General features: G+C 70.9%; 11 protein-coding genes and 1 pseudogene. 3 read left to right on the forward strand and 9 right to left on the reverse strand.

Annotated features, from left to right (window positions below):
• Nucleotides 1-110: 110 nt before the first annotated feature.
• The 3 genes from Afe05nite_RS33835 to Afe05nite_RS33845 form a co-directional block, all read right to left on the reverse strand.
• Entirely contained in the window at nt 111-1,784 is a 1,674-nt protein-coding gene (locus Afe05nite_RS33835) for an alkaline phosphatase family protein (protein WP_239118397.1), read from the reverse strand.
• A 119-nt stretch (nt 1,785-1,903) separates the two neighbouring features.
• Entirely contained in the window at nt 1,904-3,973 is a 2,070-nt protein-coding gene (locus tag Afe05nite_RS33840) for a toll/interleukin-1 receptor domain-containing protein (RefSeq protein WP_203821358.1), read from the reverse strand.
• 59 nt (nt 3,974-4,032) lie between these two features.
• Nucleotides 4,033-6,441, reverse strand: coding sequence for an ATP-binding protein (locus Afe05nite_RS33845; protein WP_203821359.1), 2,409 nt, complete (start codon nt 6,439-6,441; stop codon nt 4,033-4,035).
• Between the two features lie 366 nt (nt 6,442-6,807).
• Here Afe05nite_RS33845 and Afe05nite_RS33850 point away from each other — a divergent pair, with 366 nt between their 5' ends.
• The 3 genes and pseudogenes from Afe05nite_RS33850 to Afe05nite_RS33860 all read left to right on the forward strand — a co-directional run.
• Nucleotides 6,808-7,194 carry a VOC family protein gene (locus Afe05nite_RS33850; RefSeq protein WP_203821360.1) on the forward strand — a complete coding sequence of 129 codons (387 nt, stop codon included), beginning with the start codon at nt 6,808-6,810 and terminating at the stop codon, nt 7,192-7,194.
• Between the two features lies 1 nt (nt 7,195).
• Nucleotides 7,196-7,528 carry a hypothetical protein gene (locus Afe05nite_RS33855; protein ID WP_203821361.1) on the forward strand — a complete coding sequence of 111 codons (333 nt, stop codon included), beginning with the start codon at nt 7,196-7,198 and terminating at the stop codon, nt 7,526-7,528.
• A 16-nt stretch (nt 7,529-7,544) separates the two neighbouring features.
• Nucleotides 7,545-7,808: pseudogene (locus Afe05nite_RS33860) on the forward strand (GNAT family N-acetyltransferase); the annotation flags it as partial.
• Nucleotides 7,809-7,830: 22 nt separating this feature from the next.
• Here the strand turns inward: Afe05nite_RS33860 and Afe05nite_RS33865 are convergent.
• The 6 genes from Afe05nite_RS33865 to arfA are packed head-to-tail and all read right to left on the reverse strand — an operon-like array spanning nt 7,831 to nt 15,633.
• The gene (locus tag Afe05nite_RS33865; protein WP_203821363.1) at nt 7,831-8,850 is read right to left on the reverse strand and encodes a glycoside hydrolase family 43 protein; all 1,020 of its coding nucleotides are present in this window, start codon (nt 8,848-8,850) and stop codon (nt 7,831-7,833) included.
• The gene (locus tag Afe05nite_RS33870; RefSeq protein ID WP_203821364.1) at nt 8,847-11,018 is read right to left on the reverse strand and encodes a glycoside hydrolase family 43 protein; all 2,172 of its coding nucleotides are present in this window, start codon (nt 11,016-11,018) and stop codon (nt 8,847-8,849) included. The genes Afe05nite_RS33865 and Afe05nite_RS33870 overlap by 4 nt, the downstream gene beginning before the upstream one ends.
• A 4-nt stretch (nt 11,019-11,022) precedes the next feature.
• Nucleotides 11,023-11,847 (reverse strand): carbohydrate ABC transporter permease, encoded by an 825-nt coding sequence (locus Afe05nite_RS33875; protein ID WP_203821365.1) that lies wholly within the window; start codon nt 11,845-11,847, stop codon nt 11,023-11,025.
• The gene (locus tag Afe05nite_RS33880) at nt 11,847-12,779 is read right to left on the reverse strand and encodes a carbohydrate ABC transporter permease (protein ID WP_239118398.1); all 933 of its coding nucleotides are present in this window, start codon (nt 12,777-12,779) and stop codon (nt 11,847-11,849) included. The genes Afe05nite_RS33875 and Afe05nite_RS33880 overlap by 1 nt, the downstream gene beginning before the upstream one ends.
• A 2-nt stretch (nt 12,780-12,781) precedes the next feature.
• Nucleotides 12,782-14,116 carry an ABC transporter substrate-binding protein gene (locus tag Afe05nite_RS33885; RefSeq protein ID WP_203821366.1) on the reverse strand — a complete coding sequence of 445 codons (1,335 nt, stop codon included), beginning with the start codon at nt 14,114-14,116 and terminating at the stop codon, nt 12,782-12,784.
• A gap of 8 nt (nt 14,117-14,124) precedes the next feature.
• Nucleotides 14,125-15,633, reverse strand: a complete 1,509-nt coding sequence (gene arfA / locus Afe05nite_RS33890) for an arabinosylfuranosidase ArfA (protein ID WP_203821367.1) — start codon at nt 15,631-15,633, stop codon at nt 14,125-14,127.
• Nucleotides 15,634-15,681 lie beyond the last annotated feature (48 nt).

Here is a 15,681-nt window from a genome sequence, read left to right on the forward strand (position 1 = left end):
AATCACCGAGTTATGCCGCCGGACCGGGGGAAATCGGCCACTTTCCGAGGAGGAATCCGTGACCGGAACCCCCGACGTGGTCGATGGGTGGGCCGGTCAGGGTGGGCCGGTCAGCGGTGGGCCGGGAGCGCCGTGCCGCCCTCGGCGCGGTAGGCGGTGAAGAACTTGTCGCGGAACTGGTCCATCCGCCAGACCGGGGTCGCCGCCGTGGGCCGCAGACCGTCGGCCCAGTGCCAGTCGGCCAGCCGGTCGAGCACCTTCGGGTCGTGCGCGATGATCGTGACCGGGACGTCGTGGCTCGCGTTCTCGCCGCTCACCAGGGGGATCGGCTGGTGGTCGCCGAACATGACGACGACCAGGTTCTGGTTGCCGTACCGGGTGGCCCACGAGATCAGGTTGTCGACCGAGTAGCCGATCGACTTGGCGTACTGATCGCGGGTCTTCGGTTTGTTGCTCCAGAGCGTGTTGCGCGACAGTGTCTTGGCGGCCATCGGCTTGTAGATCGAGCCGTCGCCGATCTGGTCCCAGTCGACCGTGTCGGGGATGTTGGTCCACGGCTCGTGGCTCGAGGTCATGGTGATCTCGGCCATCAACGGCTTGGTGCGCTTGGCGTACGCGTTCTTCTGGAAGGACGCGAGCGTGTACTGATCGGGCATCCGTGACCAGCCGAAACGCGGCCCGGTGTAGCCCATGTTCCGCGAGTCGTAGACCTCGTCGTATCCGTAGAACGACGACTCCGGCCAGGCCACCGTGTTGCCGGGTTCCATCCCCACGGTCTGCCAGCCGGCGTCGTGGAACGCGCTGGTCAGGGTGATCCGGTTGCCGGCGGTCAGCTGGCGGTACCGCTGCTGGCTGTTGATCCAGAGACCGGACTGGAACGACGCGTGCGCCAGCCAGCTGCCGCCGCCGTACGTCGAGGAGGTGAGCCATCCGCTGCGGGCGGCGAACCCGGCCGCGGCGAGCTTCTTCTCGTCGGCCGCCAGCACCGGACCGACCACCGCGCTCATCGCCGGGTCGGTGAGCGCCGACCGGCCGTAGCTCTCCACCACGCCGATCACGACGTCCTTGCCGGCCAGACCGCTCACCAGGTCGGCCGGCGGCACCCCGCGGAACGGGTCGTTCTGCGCCGTAGCGGCGAACTTCCGCTGGTCGCGCAACGCCGTCGGCACCGACTTGGCAGTGGCTTTGAGCAGGTCGGCGGCGCTGTCGGAGGCGACCGGCGCGTTCGGGAAGAGGGTGATGCCGCTGATCGCGAGGGCGAGCCACACCGCGGTCAGGCCGACCAGGCCGCGCCGGGCCGGGCCGGCGTAGCGGGCGGTCGCCCGGGTCAGGCGCAGCACCGCGAGGGTGCACACGGCCAGCGCGGCCAGGGTGAGCAGCACGGCCCCGACGACGGCCAGCATCGCGTACGTCCGGCCGTCGGTCTCGGTCAGCGCGTTGTAGCCGTCCTTGAACAGCGGCGGGTCCAGCACCACGTCGAAGCGCCGCCCCAGCACCTGCCGGAAGCCCACGTTGACGATCTTGAGCACCACCACCGCGCCGAGGCCGAGGCCCAGCAGCACCGCCACCGGCCGCCGCCACCTCGGCGACAGGACCAGCAGGATCGCCCCGCCGATGATGATCTCGATGGGGACACGCAGGAACGCCCCCGCGACGAACGTGCCTTCCTTCATCCGTCCGACCGCGTCCGGAACGACCAGGGCCAGGTAGACGAGGACGGCGGCAGCGGCGGTCAGGGCGGCGGAGAGCACGGTGCGCACCCGGGACCGAGTTGTCGACGGCAAGATCAGGAGCCCTTCGGTCGGGGGCGGCACGCGGGAGCCGCCCACCCCTGCCAGTACGGGCGCGGACCGCGAAGGGTTCAGCCCGGAGCGGATCTTCCGGGCTTCCCTCCCGGGTGAGCTCAGTTCACGTCCGCCGCGGTCGAGGCGGAGCCGGTGAGGGCCTGGACGCGGTGGGGGTGTTCGGGCAGGGCCGACAGGAACGGCTGCATCCCCGGCATGAAATCGAACTCGTCGTCCCGCTCGGACGGCCGTTCCCGCAGCCAGCCGGCCATGGCGTCGGCCACGCTCTTGGCCTTGACCCGGAACTCGTACTCGGTGAAGTCGGTGATGCGTACGTGGATGTGCTGCTCGATGTACGAGACGAGATCGGGCCCCCAGGTTCTCCGCAGCTCCTGCAGCACCTCGTCGCCGAGGTCGTCCAGGATCACCGGGATGATCATCGGCCGGCCGTGTCTTGCCTGCTCGTCGATCGCCCATCGCAGCTCCCGCTGCACCCAGGGGGACGAGATCGACCGGTCGCTGAGGAACGCGAGGAAGAACTGGTCCTTGCGGCCGATGGCGCGCCGGATCGCGATCTCGAACGCGTCGCCCGCCTTGAGGTTCTGCTCGTCCAGCCAGTGCGTCGTGCCGGGGATGAACGACTCGACGAAGCCGATGAACTCCCGGACGGCCGGCTTGTCGCGGCGACCGTGGCAGACGAAGATCTCGCTGCCGGCCTGCCGGAGGGCCTCGGCGACCTCGCGCGGCAGCTGCCCCACGGGACGGCCGGCGAGCAGCAGCCCGATCTGCGAGTAGTTGTGGTAGCCGATCGACTGGCGCGACCCGGTCGAGTACTCGCCGTTGAGGTAGATGCCGATCACCGGACCCCCCGAGCCGGCCCGGCCCAGCATCTCCTCGGCCTCGGCGTTGCTACCCGCCTCGTTGAGCACGTACTTGCGGCTCTCGCAGAGGAAGGCCAGCGTGTTCACGTTCGCCGCGTGGCTGGACTCGACGGCGTCCATCAGGCGCTGGGCGTTCTCGCTGATGTAGTTGTGCTTCATCTCCATCAGGTAGTAGTTGCTGTCCTCCGCCTCGGCCCGGACGAGGCGGAGCATCACCTTGCCGTCGACCTGGTCCAGCCAGACCGGCACGTTCGGCCAGATCATCTTGTCGTACTTGCTCAGCGACGAGGCGACCGTCACCAGATGCGCCTTGGGCATCCGCTGGATGGCGGTGTGGCCGGTGACCATGGCGGCCAGCTGGTCCCGGTCGAAGCCCCAGACCTCGGTGAGGAACTCGACAGGCAGCCGGCCGTCGATCTCCTCCACGTAGAAGTACCGGCCGTCGGCGTACTGGTCGTGGGCATGGAATCGGAGGTTGAGCTTGGGGTGGTCCTCGATCCGCTTGTACGGGTGCTGCAGGACGAGCTGAGCGCGCGCGAACGGGAGCAGCGCGAGCACCGCCCCGTGCTGGTAGGTGTACCGGTACCGGACCCGGCCGGCCACCTCGGTCGAGTAGTAGAGGCATTGCAACTGGGCCTGCGAACGGTTGGACGCGCAGCCGCCCGCGATCTGGCCGTTGAGCCGGTCGGCCGCGTCGAGCAGTTCCTGGCCGACCGCGTAGCAGTCCTTGAAGTCGATCACCTGATCGCGGTGCTCGGTGTGCCCGGTGCCGCTGGTGAAGATCAGCCCGGCGCTGGTCTCCGCGATGACCTGCTGGTGCGTGTCCAGATCCAGCTCGGCACGCATGCTCGTGGCGTGCAGGCGGAGCGCCTTCGCGAGCACCCGGGACCCGGCGAAGCGTCGTTCGCCCTCCTGTTCGGTGATCTCGTGCGCGACCGGGATCCGCTGCAGCACCGCGCTGATCACCGCCACCACCATGAGGCCGTCGGAGATGTCCGGCTCGCACTTGTCCGCGCTGCGGAAGAAGCTGCCGACCACGGTCGCGCCGATCAGGCTCGGTGACCATCCCCGATCGGCGCAGAACTCCTGCAGCCCGTCCCGGATGTTCTGATCGGACACCGCCTGGTCGGCGACGTTGCGGGTCAGCTTCGAATTCGTCAGCAGCAGCAGCGAGACGTCCCGCCAGCGCAGGCTCATCGTGTGCAGGTGTTGCTCGACGCGCTCGAGCAACCCGGTGACCTGCTCGGCGCGTATGGTGTTTCCCGGCAGGTCCTCGCCGTACGGAATCATCGTCATGATCTGGTTCATGGTCGCCACCTCCTCGGGGAGACCTCGATCGTGCGACCACCGGGACGGCACCGGCCAGCTCAGGGCGGTCCCGCTTTGTCCCCTTTCCGAAACGGGACAAGAAGATCGCGTACGCGATTCAGGTCGGGCAGCGCCCCGAGGCGCTCGTAGACCGCCGCGGCGGTGCGCCACCGCTCGGCCGCCTCGGCGAGGCTCCCCTCGGCCGCCAGCACTCCCCCGAGCCCCTCGTGCGCGTGCGCCTCCTCGAACCGGTCGACCCCGGTGGCCAGGCCCAGCGCGGTCTCGTAGCCGGACCGGGCGTCGGCCGGCCGGCCCTGTTCGTGGCGCAGGTCGGCCAGGCAGTTCCAGGCCTCCGCCTCCAGGACGGCGGACTTGAGCGCGCGGGCCAGGTCGATCGCCTCGCTCAGGTGACGCGCGCCGTCGTCGTAGCGTGCCGCCCGGCGGCTGACATTGCCGAGGTTGGTGAGCGTGGAGCAGACCTGCGCCCGGTCCGCGAGCGCCCGGCCGAGTTTCAGGGCCTCACGCAGGGCCTTACCGGCTTCGTCCAGCCGGCCCTGCCGCTCGCAGGCGAGACCGATGTTGTTGAGCGTCTGCGCGACGCCCACCAGGTCACCTTCGCCGCGGCGGATCCGCAACGCCTCGTCGTAGTTCGCCAGGGCGTCCCCGGGCTCGCCCCGCTGCCAGTGCACCGCGCCGATGTTGCTCAGCGTCGTGGCCTCACCGACCCGGTCGCCCACCGCCCGTTGCAGCGCGAGCGCGCGCCGGTAGTGCTCGAGCGCCTTCGAGTATTCGTTGCGGTACCAGTGGATGTTTCCCATCTCCTTCAGCGCCGCGCCCTGCCCGGCCAGGTCACCGGCGTCCGCATAGGCGGCCAGCGCGGCCCGGCAGTCGGTCAGCGCCGCCGAACGCCGGCCGAGACGGGCCCCCGCCTGCCCGGCCGCGAGGCGGGCGTCCGCCTGCGCCGTCAGATCACCGAGCGCACGGGCGGCGTGTGCCCGGTAGCCCGCGACGAGCAGAGCGTCCTCGTAGCACCCGGTGACAATCAGCGGCCGGTTGATGGCCGCGCCGAGCTCGGCCGTGGCCGCGTGCAGGCCCCACCGGTCCGCGGCGGCGACCGAGGCGATCAGGTTGTCCCGTTCGAGGATGAACCAGTCGCGCGCCGACCGGTCCCCGGTGAACAGCCCGGCGAGCCGCTCGGTGGCCACCCTCGTCGCCCAGGCCAGCAGCCGGTCGCGGGCCGGTGCCCGCTCGGCGGGGACGGCCGCCGCCTTGTGCCCGGCGAAGACGCCGACCAGGTCGTGCAGGCGGTAACGGCCGGGCACCAGCTGCCCGACGAGGTTGCAGTCGAGCAGGCTCTCCAGCAGCCGGCCCGCCGCCGGGACGTCGACGCCGGCCAGCGCGGCCGCCCGCTCCGGATCGATGTCGGTGCCGGGTGCGGCCCCGAGCGCCCGGAAGAACCGCTGCTGCCGATCGTCCAGCTCGCGGTAGGACAGCTGGAAGGCCGCCCCGACACTGCGCACCCCGTCGTCCAGCTCGGGCAGCCGCAGACGCTCCTCGGCCATCCGATCGACCAGGTGCTCGAGCGTCCACCTGGGCCGCCGGAGCAGTCGCGCGGACAGGATCCGCAGTGCCAGCGGCAACCCGCCGCACAACGCCGACAGCCGCTCCAGTGCCGCGTCCTGGCCGACCGTCCGATCGGCCGGAATGATCGTCCTCAGCAGGGCGAGCGAGTCGCCGGGGGCCAGGCAGTCCAGAGTCATCGGCCAGGTGTCGTCCAGGGACGGCATCTGGTGCCGGGTGGTCACGACGACCCGGCTGCGGCCGGGCCGGGCGAGCAACAGAGCCACCTGCTCGGGTAACCGGACGTTGTCGAGGATGATCAGTACGGCGTGGCCGGTGAGCCATCGGCGGTACTCCGCGAGCCGCTCGGCCGGATCGGCGGCGCCGTCGGGCAACAGTTCGCCGAGCGTCTCGTACCACGTGCGGGGCTCCGCCGCCGGAGCGTATCCCCGCATGTCGACGAAGAAGCAGCCATCGGGAAAGTTCGCCGCCACCTCGTGCGCGGCCCGGAGCACGAGCGCGGTCTTGCCCACTCCCGGCATCCCGTCGACCACGATGTTCGGCAACTCCGGGCCGAGCAGCGCGACTCGCAGTCCGGCGACCTCGTCGGCGCGGCCCTCGAACCGGATGGTGTCGAGCGGGAGAAGGCCGCGGCGGGGCTCCTTGCGGACCCGATGCCAGGCTCGGCGCCAGGCCTCGGTGTGGCCGCCGTCGTAGCGGCCGACGATCAGCTCCAGGGTGGAGAGATGCGGCAGTCGTTCCCGCCTGCGGATCTGGGCGACCGACGTCTTGGAGATCCCGCAGTCGTCAGCCACCTCACGCAACGTGCCCCGGCCGTCGAGCAGGTCGGCCAGCGCCGCCCGCAGGTCGGCCGGCGTCACGATCCGGTCGGGTTCCGGTCGGGGCATCAGCTCACCTCCGATCTCCGGATTGTGGCATTCGACGGCAAGCTTCCGTCCCACCACATCGGCGAGAGGGGGTTGCCCCGGGCACCGAAGCCGATTCGATCTCGCTCGACAGCAGGTACGCGACGTCGCCGGCCACGGTCCGGACGGTCGGGCCAAGCGGGGCGGGATCGAGGTCGGTGCGCGGACGGCGGCCGACATGATCGCCGCGCGGGTGGGTGACGGCGCCTTCGGCGACGCCACCTGGACGGCGTCCCCGGACGAGGCGCTGAAGGTTCACAAGAGGAGCTGCCCCGCTTCGGCGCTGTCCGGGACGCCGGGGGGCGTCGACGGCTGAGCTCGCGGCCGGTTGAGGTTAGGCTGGGCGGCATGCTTGCCGACGGTCTGGTCAACGTCTACACGCGTGACATCGAGGCGGCCATCCGCTTCTACCGTGACCTGCTCGGCCTGGCCGAGAGGTTCCGGACGCCGACCGAGGGGGCGCCGGAGCACGTCGAGTTCCGGGCCGGCGGCTTCACGCTCGGTCTCGGCTCGGTCGAGGCGGCACGGCGCGTGCACGGCATCGACGCGGAGCCGGGCCGCCCGGCCATGGCCCTGGTGTTCTGGACCGACGAGGTGGACCGCGAGTTCGCCCGGCTCGTCGCGGCCGGCGTCCCGGTGGTGATCGCGCCGCATGACGCCGGCAACGACAACCGCAGCGCCGTGGTCCGTGATCCGGACGGCAACCTGGTGGAGATCGTCGCCAAGGTCGCCTGACGTGGAGGGCCTCACTGACGGCGAATATCTGGTGCTCGCGCCCCTGGAGGCGGGCGAGCCGCGGCCGCTGTTCGAGATCGCCGACGACTTCGTCCGCTGCGTGGTCGGCACCCTGCCGACGATCGAGCAGATCGCCGCGGTCCTGGGCCCGGGCGCGGTGTCGATGGCCGCGCACCGCCTGATCGAGGTGCGCCGCTTCCAGTTCTGGCCGATGCCCTGGCCCGACGGCGTCCCGACCACGCCGGCCGACCTCGGCACGGCCGCGATCTGGTCCGAACACGACGGCGACTGCCTGGTCGCCCGCATCACCGAGGCGGGCCTGCGATGGCTGTGATCGCCCGCCCGGCTTCTACACCTTGGACGGCACTCCGCCGGCCGGCGCGTTGGGCAACCTCTGGATCGATCCGGCCTTCATCGGCCGCGGCATCGGCCGCGCCCTGTGGGAGCACGCCACCCACGTGGCGGCGGATCTCGGCTTCACCAGCCTCCTGATCGACGCCGACCCCCACGCCGAAGGCTTCTACCGGGCGATGGGCGCCACCCGGGTCGGCGAGAGCGCGTCGACCGCCGTCCCCGGCCGCTTGCTGCCCCAACTGCGCTTCGTCCTGTCCTGACGGAACGCGCGGCCGAAGGGGGCTATCCACCTTTCTGCGGGTTTGCCGTCCCCGGCATCGGCTGCGGATCGGCGGTCGGGCCGTGCACCACCGGTTTGCCGCCGACCCAGTCGACGCGGTCCAGCCACATCTGCCGGCCCGGGCTGATGCTGCCGATCGCGTCCGCCGGCCAGGCGTGATAGAGCAGCCAGACGGTGCCGTCGGCGAGGGTCACCGGGTAGCAGTGGCCCGGCCCGGCGGCCTTGCCGGCCGAGCGCAGGATCGGGTTCTCCGCGGCGTCGTGGCAGGGACCCAGGGGCGAGTCGCAGGTGGCGTAACCCACGGCGTACCCGTCCTGGTCGAACGCCCCGCCGGAATAGAAGAGATAGAGCTTGCCGTCGTGCCGCAGCATCTCCGGCGCCTCGACCACCGGGCCGTGCCAGGGCTGGTTGTTGGTCAACAGCCGCACCCGGTCGCCGGTCAGCTTCCGGCCGTCGCGGTCGAGGCGCTGGGCGTAGAGGTGGCTCGGCACGCCGATGTGGTTGCCGTCGTTCTTCCAGTACAGGTAGAGCGAACCGTCCTCGTCGCGGAACGGGCTCGCGTCGATCGAGCCGCCCTCGTCGTCCTGGCAGATCAGCGGCTCGCCCGAGGTGTCCAGGAAGGGGCCCGTCGGCGAGTCGGCCACGGCGGTGCCGATGCACTGGCGGTCGGCCTTGTTCCAGCGGGCGGTGTAGTAGAGGACGAATGTGCCCGCGTCGGTGCGCAGCACCTCCGGCGCCCAGGTGTTGCCGGGGTCGGCCCACTCGCCCACGGCCGGCAGCACGTCGCCCCGCTCGGTCCAGTGCACGAGGTCGGTCGAGGTCAGCAGCGGCACGTTGGCGACGGCGCTGTTGGTCCCGTAGGCGTAGAAGGTGCCGTCGACCCGCAGCACCCCCGGGTCGGGGAAGTTCCGGTCGTGGACCGGGTTGGTGAAGGTCATCGGGCTCTTCTCGGCCGGGGCCTCGCCGCAGGCGGCGACCAGCAGGGTCGCCGCCAGCACCGAGACGATTCGGGTACGGGTCACGGCTGATAGATCCGTAGGTAGTCGAACCGGGCGGTGACCGCGGGCGTGGCGCCGCCGTGCGCGGCGAGCCCGATCCTCGGCCGGGCCCCGGCCGGGAACGTCCACACCCCACCGACGGTCCAGGTGCGGCCGTCGGTGCTCGACTCCGACCGGAACAGGTGCTCCCGGCCGGGTCCGAGTCGGTGCACCAGCCGCAGCCAGGTGGTCGTGGCCGGGGTGCCGAGCGTGATCCCGCCGTAGGCCGGGCTCCCGGCGTAGGGCAGCTCGCGGCCGAACTCGATCTGCCGGGTGTTCCAGATCGACACCACGTCGAGGCGGGCGAAGTCGTCGTCCCCGGCGTAGGCGATCAGCCCCGCCTGCTGGTAGTTCCGCACGTCGTCGGTGCCGAGGTCGAGGGTCAGCCTGGTCTCGGCCGTCCAGTCGCCGGCCGGGGCGTCGCGCAACAGCACCGAGGCGCTGTTGCTGGTGCCGGTGAGGTCGCCGGCCTCGACGGGCCAGTTCAGTTTCCCGCCCGCGACCGTGACCGCGGCGTCCGGCCGCACCCAGGACCAGCCGGCGCGGGGTGCGCCGGTGAACTCGTCCGACCAGACGAGACGCCCGGTCGCCGGCCCGGCGATCGCCCGGGTCACCGGCCGGAACAGCGACCGGGCGCTGACGTTGTCGACGTCGCCGCGACCGGTGAACCCGGCGACCGGCGGCCCCGCGGCCGGGGCGGTGAGCTCGACCGAGACGATCGGCCCGCTCTGCCGCGCCTCGGTCAGTTCGGCGACCAGGTGACGCCCGCGCACCGAGACCGCGAGGTTGTGCCAGGTCCCGAGGTCCAGCCCGGCCGGAAGGGCGGCACCGGCCGGCCGGGCGCCCGCCGAGCTGACGGTCAGCCGCCCGGCGGCCCGGTCGATCAGCACCCGGCTCGCGCCGACGACAAGGCCGGCCGACGAACCCGCCGGCACCCGCAGGTCGGCCTCGACCCGCAGGTCACCGGCCGGTGCGGGGCGCAGCACGGTGCCGCTGCCGGTCGCGTGGCCGCCGCTCACCCGCCACCCCGCCGGCAACCAGCGCACCGGCTGGGCGAAGGTCTGCGCCCCGGTCGCGGCCGGCGCGGCCTGCGGGGTGTCCGACGGACCGGCGCCCGCCCGCACCACCGGCCAGCCGGCTGTCCAGTCGAGCCGGTCGAGCAGCATCGGCCGCCGGTTGATCCCGTAGGCCTCGTCCAGGTAGGGCAGATCCCGATCGATGGCGTGATAGACCAGGTAGTCCTGGCCGGACAGATCGGTGACGACCCCGTTGTGACCCGCGCCGATCCAGCGATTGCCGTTCTGGGTCACCACAGGTGTGCCGCCCACCTGGGAAGCCGTCAGCGAGACGCCCTCGGCGTCGTAGAACGGTCCGAGCGCAGAGGCCGAACGCCCGACCGAGACCGAGTAACCGGTGGCCGGCCCCGCGCAGCAGTTCGCCGACGAGGCGAACAGGTAGTAGTAAGCCCCGTGGCGGACCACATAGGCACCCTCGTACTTGTTGTCGAGGGCGACGAGCGTCGGCGCGCCCGCCGCGGTCAGGCCGTCGGGGCTGAGCCGCACCACCGAGATGCCGCCGTAGTAACTGCCGAAATAGAGGTAGCGGGTCCCGTCGGCGGCGGTCAGCTGGGCCGGGTCGATCGTGCTGAGATAACCGCCGCCACCGCCCGGCCGGGGGGCCACCACCGGCGCCGGCTGCTGCGTCCACGGCCCGGCCGGGGTGGGAGCGACGGCCGCACCGATCGCGAAGTCGGAGCCGTCAGCCGAGGCCGTCGTGTCGGTGACCGCGTAGTACATGACGTAGCGGCCGTCGAGATAGCGGACGTCGGGCGCCCAGTAGGAAGCACCCGGGGCGACATAGGGTGCCGCCGCCCCGGTGAGCGCGTCCCCGGCATAGGCCCAGTTCACCAGGTCGGACGAGCGGGCGATGGGGATGCGGTGCGCGGTCCCCTCGCCGGAGCGCAGCGGGTCACCGGTGCCGTACGCGTACCAGAGACCGTCCTGCCCGCGAATGACCGTCGGGTCGGCGAAGGTGTCGGCGAACGGCCGCGAGACCGGATTGGTGAACGCCGCCGCCGGTGCGGCCACCGCCGCCGCCGGCACGCTCAGCAGGCCGGCGGCCAGCACGGGTGTCATCAACAGGGCACGGAACATGGGCTCACCCCTTCACGCCGGTGTGTGTGACGCTCTGGATCACGTGCCGTTGCGCGGCCACGAACAGGATCAGCACCGGCACACTGGCCACCACCGCACCGGCCATCGCGATCGGATAGTTGGTGGTGGCCGCGTTCTGCAGGTTCCCCAGCCCGGCCGGCAGGGTCAGGTGTTCCGCGCTGTAGAGCACGTACAACGGCCACAGGAAGTCGTTCCAGTTGGTCAGGAACGACAGCACGGTGAGCGTGGCCAGGGCGGGCCGGGCCAGCGGCAGCACGATCCGGGTGAAGATCTGCCACTGGTTGGCCCCCTCGAGCAGAGCCGCCTCCTCGAGTTCGACCGGCAGCGCGGCGAAGAACTGGCGCAGGAAGAAGACCCCGAAGGCGCCACCGGCGGACGGGATGATGATCGCCCACAGCGAGTCGAGCCAGCCCAGTCGGCTGACGATGAGGAAGTTCGGGATCAGGAAGACGAACGGCGGCACGAACAGGGTGCCGATGATCGTCGCCGAGGCCAGCCGGCGGCCCCGGAAGCGCAGCCGGGCCAGGGCGTACGCGGCCATCGCGTCGACCGCGATGATGAGCACCGCGTTGGCCACGGCGGCGAGCACGCTGTTGACGAACCAGCGCAGCACCGGGGTCGCCGAGTCGGTGGTGAGCACCGTCGAGTAGGCCGCGCCGCTGAACGGGTGCGGCAGCCAGGACAGCGGGATCGCGGTGGCGTCGTTGTTGGTCTTGAACGAGGTGACCACCATCCACAGCAGGGGCGCCACGAAGATGACGGTGAGCACCCCGAGGGTGAGCCAGAAGAGCACGCGGCCGGGCCTCATCAGACCTCCCTACGCTGGGTCAGGCGCAGGTTGAGCACGCTGACCGCCATCAGGATCAGGGCCAGGACATAGCTCATCGCGGCGGCCATGCCCTGCCGGTTGTTCACCAGGCCGGTCTCCGCGATGTACATGATGGCCGTCCGGGTCTCGTTCGCCGGGGCGCCCTTGGTCAGCAGGAACGACTGCCCGAACATGTTCGCGGAGGCCAGGATGGTGATCGTCGTGACGAACGCCAGCACCGGTCGGAGGCCGGGCAACGTCACGTTGCGGAACTCGTCCCAGCGCGACGCGCCGTCGACCCGGGCCGCCTCGTACAGCTCCGGGGAGATGTCCTGCAGGCCGGCCATATAGATGACGGCGTTGAAGCCGAGCGTCCACCACACGGTCATGCCGATGAGCGAGATCCACGCCCAGGGCAGGTCGGTGGTCCACGGCACGGCGTGGCCCAGGTAGTTGTTGACCAGGCCGATGTTGGGGTCGAGCACGAACCGGAAGAGCAGGCCGACGACGGCCACCCCGAGCACGTACGGTGCGAAGAAGACCGCCCGGAAGAAGCCGCGGCCCTTGACGGCCCGGTTGAGCAGCAGCGCCACGCCGAGCGGGCAGACGATCAGGAACGGCACGCTGAACACCGTGAAGATGCCGGTGGCCAGCATGCTCTTCCAGAAGTCGCCGCTGTCGCGGCTGTCCGGGGTGAACAGGTCGAGGTAGTTGCCCAGCCCGGTCCAGGGCTTGCCGGGCAGCAGGTAGTTGTAGTCGTGCAGGCTGACCCACAGGCCGTAGCCGGCCGGGACCACCACGAAACCGACGAACAGCACCCCGAAGGGCAGGAGGAAGAGGTACGGCGTGAACGTCGCGTGCCGCCGTACGGTGCCGCCCGATCCGGCGGCCGGCGCGTCGACGGCGCGCGCCGGCCGGGCTTCGACGGCCACGATCAGGCCCCGTACTTCTTCTTGTTGTCGGCCAGGATCTTGTTGGCCTTGTCGGCCGCCGAGTCGAGCGCGGCCGCCGGGTCCTGCTTGAGCAGCACCGCGCTCTGCACCCCGGTGTAGAGCTGGGCGAGCGCGTCGCCGATGCCCGCCACCGACGGCGGGAAGTGGGTGAACCGCACGTCCCCGGCGAACGAGCTCAGGCCGGGGATGGCCTTGAAGTCGGCCGACTGCGCGAGGTCGTTGCGGGCCGGCACCTTGGCACTCTTGGCCCAGTCGGCCGAGTGCTGGGTGAACCAGTTGATGAAGAACCGGCTCGCGTTGGACTTGTTGGCGTCGTCGTCCTTCTTGCGCGGCAGCACGAACTGGTGGCTGTTGCCCCAGACCCCGCCGGTGGATCCGATCTTCGGCAGCGGCGCGGTGCCGATCTTGTACGTGGTGAGCGCCGCGACGTCGTTGACCTGCCAGATGCCCTGCCAGTTGAAGACGTTCCGGCCGTTCTTGAGCGACAGGTAATCGGCGTCCTGCCCGACGTTCTTGGGGCTGTAGCCGTTCTTGACCAGGTCGACCATCCAGGTGAGGGCCTGCACCCCGGGGTCGCCGTTCCAGGTGGCGCCGGACGCGTCGGCGTTGAACACGTCGCCGCCGAACTGCCACAGCAGCGACTCGAACTGGAAGCCGCCGGTGAACTGGAACGGCGAGACCCAGGAACCCTGGATGCCCTTGCTCTTGAGGGTCTCGAGCTGGGACATGTACTCGTCCTTGGTCGTGGGCGGTTTCTCCGGGTCGAGGCCGGCCCGCTCCATGACCGTCTTGTTGTAGTAGAGCCCGAGGTTGTGCACGTCGATCGGGATGCCGTAGCGCTTGCCCTGGTACATCCCGCCGGTCCAGACCGCCGGCGCGTAGTCGGACTCCTTCAGCCCGAGCGTGCCGGCGATGTCGTCGAGCGGCACGATGACCTGCTGGGCGGCCTGGGTCGGCAGGTCGTCGATGTGCATCGCGCCGACGTCGGGCCCGTTGCCGCTCTGCACGGCGGCGGGCAGCTTCTGGTAGAAGTCGGCCCACTGGAAGACGTTCATCTTGACCTGGACACCGGGGTTGGCCTTGTTGAACTCGTCGACCATCTTCTGCGCGGTCTCACCGTCGCTGCCGGTCCACCCGTTCCAGAAGTTGATCGTCACGTTCGGGCCGCTGTAGCTGGCCCCGCCGTTGCCGCCGGCCGGGGCCGCGGTCGGCGCCTGGGAGGTGCCACCGCAGGCGGCGAGCGCGGCGGCGGTGCCGGCGCCGCCGGTCAGAACGAGGAACCGGCGACGGGACAGGGAGTGTGCTGAGGGGGTCATCGGTACTCCTATTTGGCGTCGGTGGATATCTCGAGGACGTTCCAGGAGGCGGGCGGGAGGGTGACGGTCAACCGGCCGTCCTCGACCCGGCCGGCGACCGCGCGCGGGGCGACCCGGTCGGGGTGCTGCTGGTTGTTGGTGCGGCGCTGGTCGTCGTCGGCGAGTACCTCGTGCGAGCGCAACGAGGCTCCCGGGAGGGCGCGCAGATCCACGGTCAGGGAAAGCGGACCGGTGCGGTCGCGGTTGACGGCGAAGAGCGCGGTGTCGCCGGTCGACGGGTCGAGCGAGGCGGCGGCGGTCAGGGCCGGGACCGGCCCGTAACGGGCGGTGTCGATCAGCGGCGAGTCGTGCGCGACCCGCAGCGCCTCGCCGCGGGCGAGCCGGGCGGCGGCCGCGAACGGGTGGAAGATCGTCTGGCGCCACGCCGGGCCGCCGGGTTCGGTCCGGATCGGGGCGATGATGTTGGCGAGCTGGGCCTGGCAGCCGATCGCGACCCGGTCGGCGTGGCCGATCAGCGAGATCAGGAAGGTGCCGACGACGACCGCGTCCAGCACGCTGTACTCGTCCTCGATCAGCCGGGGCGCCGCCGCCCAGTCGAGGCTCGCCTCGCCGCCGAAGCGGGACGCGTACCAGACGTTCCACTCGTCGAACGAGATCTTGAGCCGTTTCCGGTGCCGGCCGACCGCGCGGACGTGGTCGGCGGTGGAGATGACGTCCTCGATGAAGGCGTCCATGTCGACGGCGCAGGCCAGGAAGCTGTCCGCGTCGCCGTCGTGCTCCTGGTAGTACGCGTGCATGGAGATGTAGTCGACCTGGTCGTACGTCTGCTCCAGCACGGCCGCCTCCCAGGAGCCGAACGTGGGCATCTGCCGGTTGGAGCTCCCGCAGGCGACGAGTTCCACCGACGGGTCGAGCCGGCGCATCGCCCGGGCGGTCTCGGCGGCTTTGCGGCCGTACTCGTGGGCGGTCTGGTGTCCCATCTGCCAGGGACCGTCCATCTCGTTGCCCAGGCACCACAGCTTCACCCCGTACGGCTCGGGGTCGCCGTTCTCGATCCGGCGATCCGACATCTCGGTGCCGCCCGGGAAGTTGCAGTACTCGAGCAGGTCGACGGCCTCGGCGAGGCCGCGGGTGCCGAGGTTGACCGCGAGCATCGGCTCGGCGCCGAGGCGGCGGATCCACGACATGTACTCCCCCAGGCCGAACTGGTTGCTCTCGATCGAGCGCCAGGCCAGGTCCAGGCGGGTGGGGCGGGATTCGCGCGGGCCGACCCCGTCCTCCCAGCGGTAGTTCGAGACGAAGTTGCCGCCCGGGTAGCGCACGACGGTGACGCCGAGCTCGCCGGCCAGGTCGAGCACGTCGGTGCGGAAGCCCTGGTCGTCGGCCCGGGGATGGCCGGGCTCGAAGATGCCGGTGTAGACGCAGCGGCCCATGTGCTCGACGAAGGAGCCGAAGAGCCGGCGGTCGATGGTCCCGATCCGGAACGCCGGGTCGAGAGTCAGCCTCGCGTTGTGCATGGGCTTGGTTTTACAACGTTGTTTACTACGTTGTAAAGAGCGGGAAAC

The organism is Paractinoplanes ferrugineus (assembly GCF_016862195.1).
GTDB classification, from domain to species: domain Bacteria; phylum Actinomycetota; class Actinomycetes; order Mycobacteriales; family Micromonosporaceae; genus Actinoplanes; species Actinoplanes ferrugineus.

What these genes read in the sequence shown, in the direction of transcription:
- Afe05nite_RS33840 (WP_203821358.1), bottom strand. Translation starts at nt 3,973, where the DNA reads ATGAACCAGATCATGACGATGATTCCGTACGGCGAGGACCTGCCGGGA.
- Afe05nite_RS33845 (WP_203821359.1), bottom strand. Translation starts at nt 6,441, where the DNA reads ATGCCCCGACCGGAACCCGACCGGATCGTGACGCCGGCCGACCTGCGG.
- Afe05nite_RS33850 (WP_203821360.1), top strand. Translation starts at nt 6,808, where the DNA reads ATGCTTGCCGACGGTCTGGTCAACGTCTACACGCGTGACATCGAGGCG.
- Afe05nite_RS33870 (WP_203821364.1), bottom strand. Translation starts at nt 11,018, where the DNA reads ATGTTCCGTGCCCTGTTGATGACACCCGTGCTGGCCGCCGGCCTGCTG.
- Afe05nite_RS33875 (WP_203821365.1), bottom strand. Translation starts at nt 11,847, where the DNA reads ATGAGGCCCGGCCGCGTGCTCTTCTGGCTCACCCTCGGGGTGCTCACC.
- Afe05nite_RS33885 (WP_203821366.1), bottom strand. Translation starts at nt 14,116, where the DNA reads ATGACCCCCTCAGCACACTCCCTGTCCCGTCGCCGGTTCCTCGTTCTG.
- arfA (WP_203821367.1), bottom strand. Translation starts at nt 15,633, where the DNA reads ATGCACAACGCGAGGCTGACTCTCGACCCGGCGTTCCGGATCGGGACC.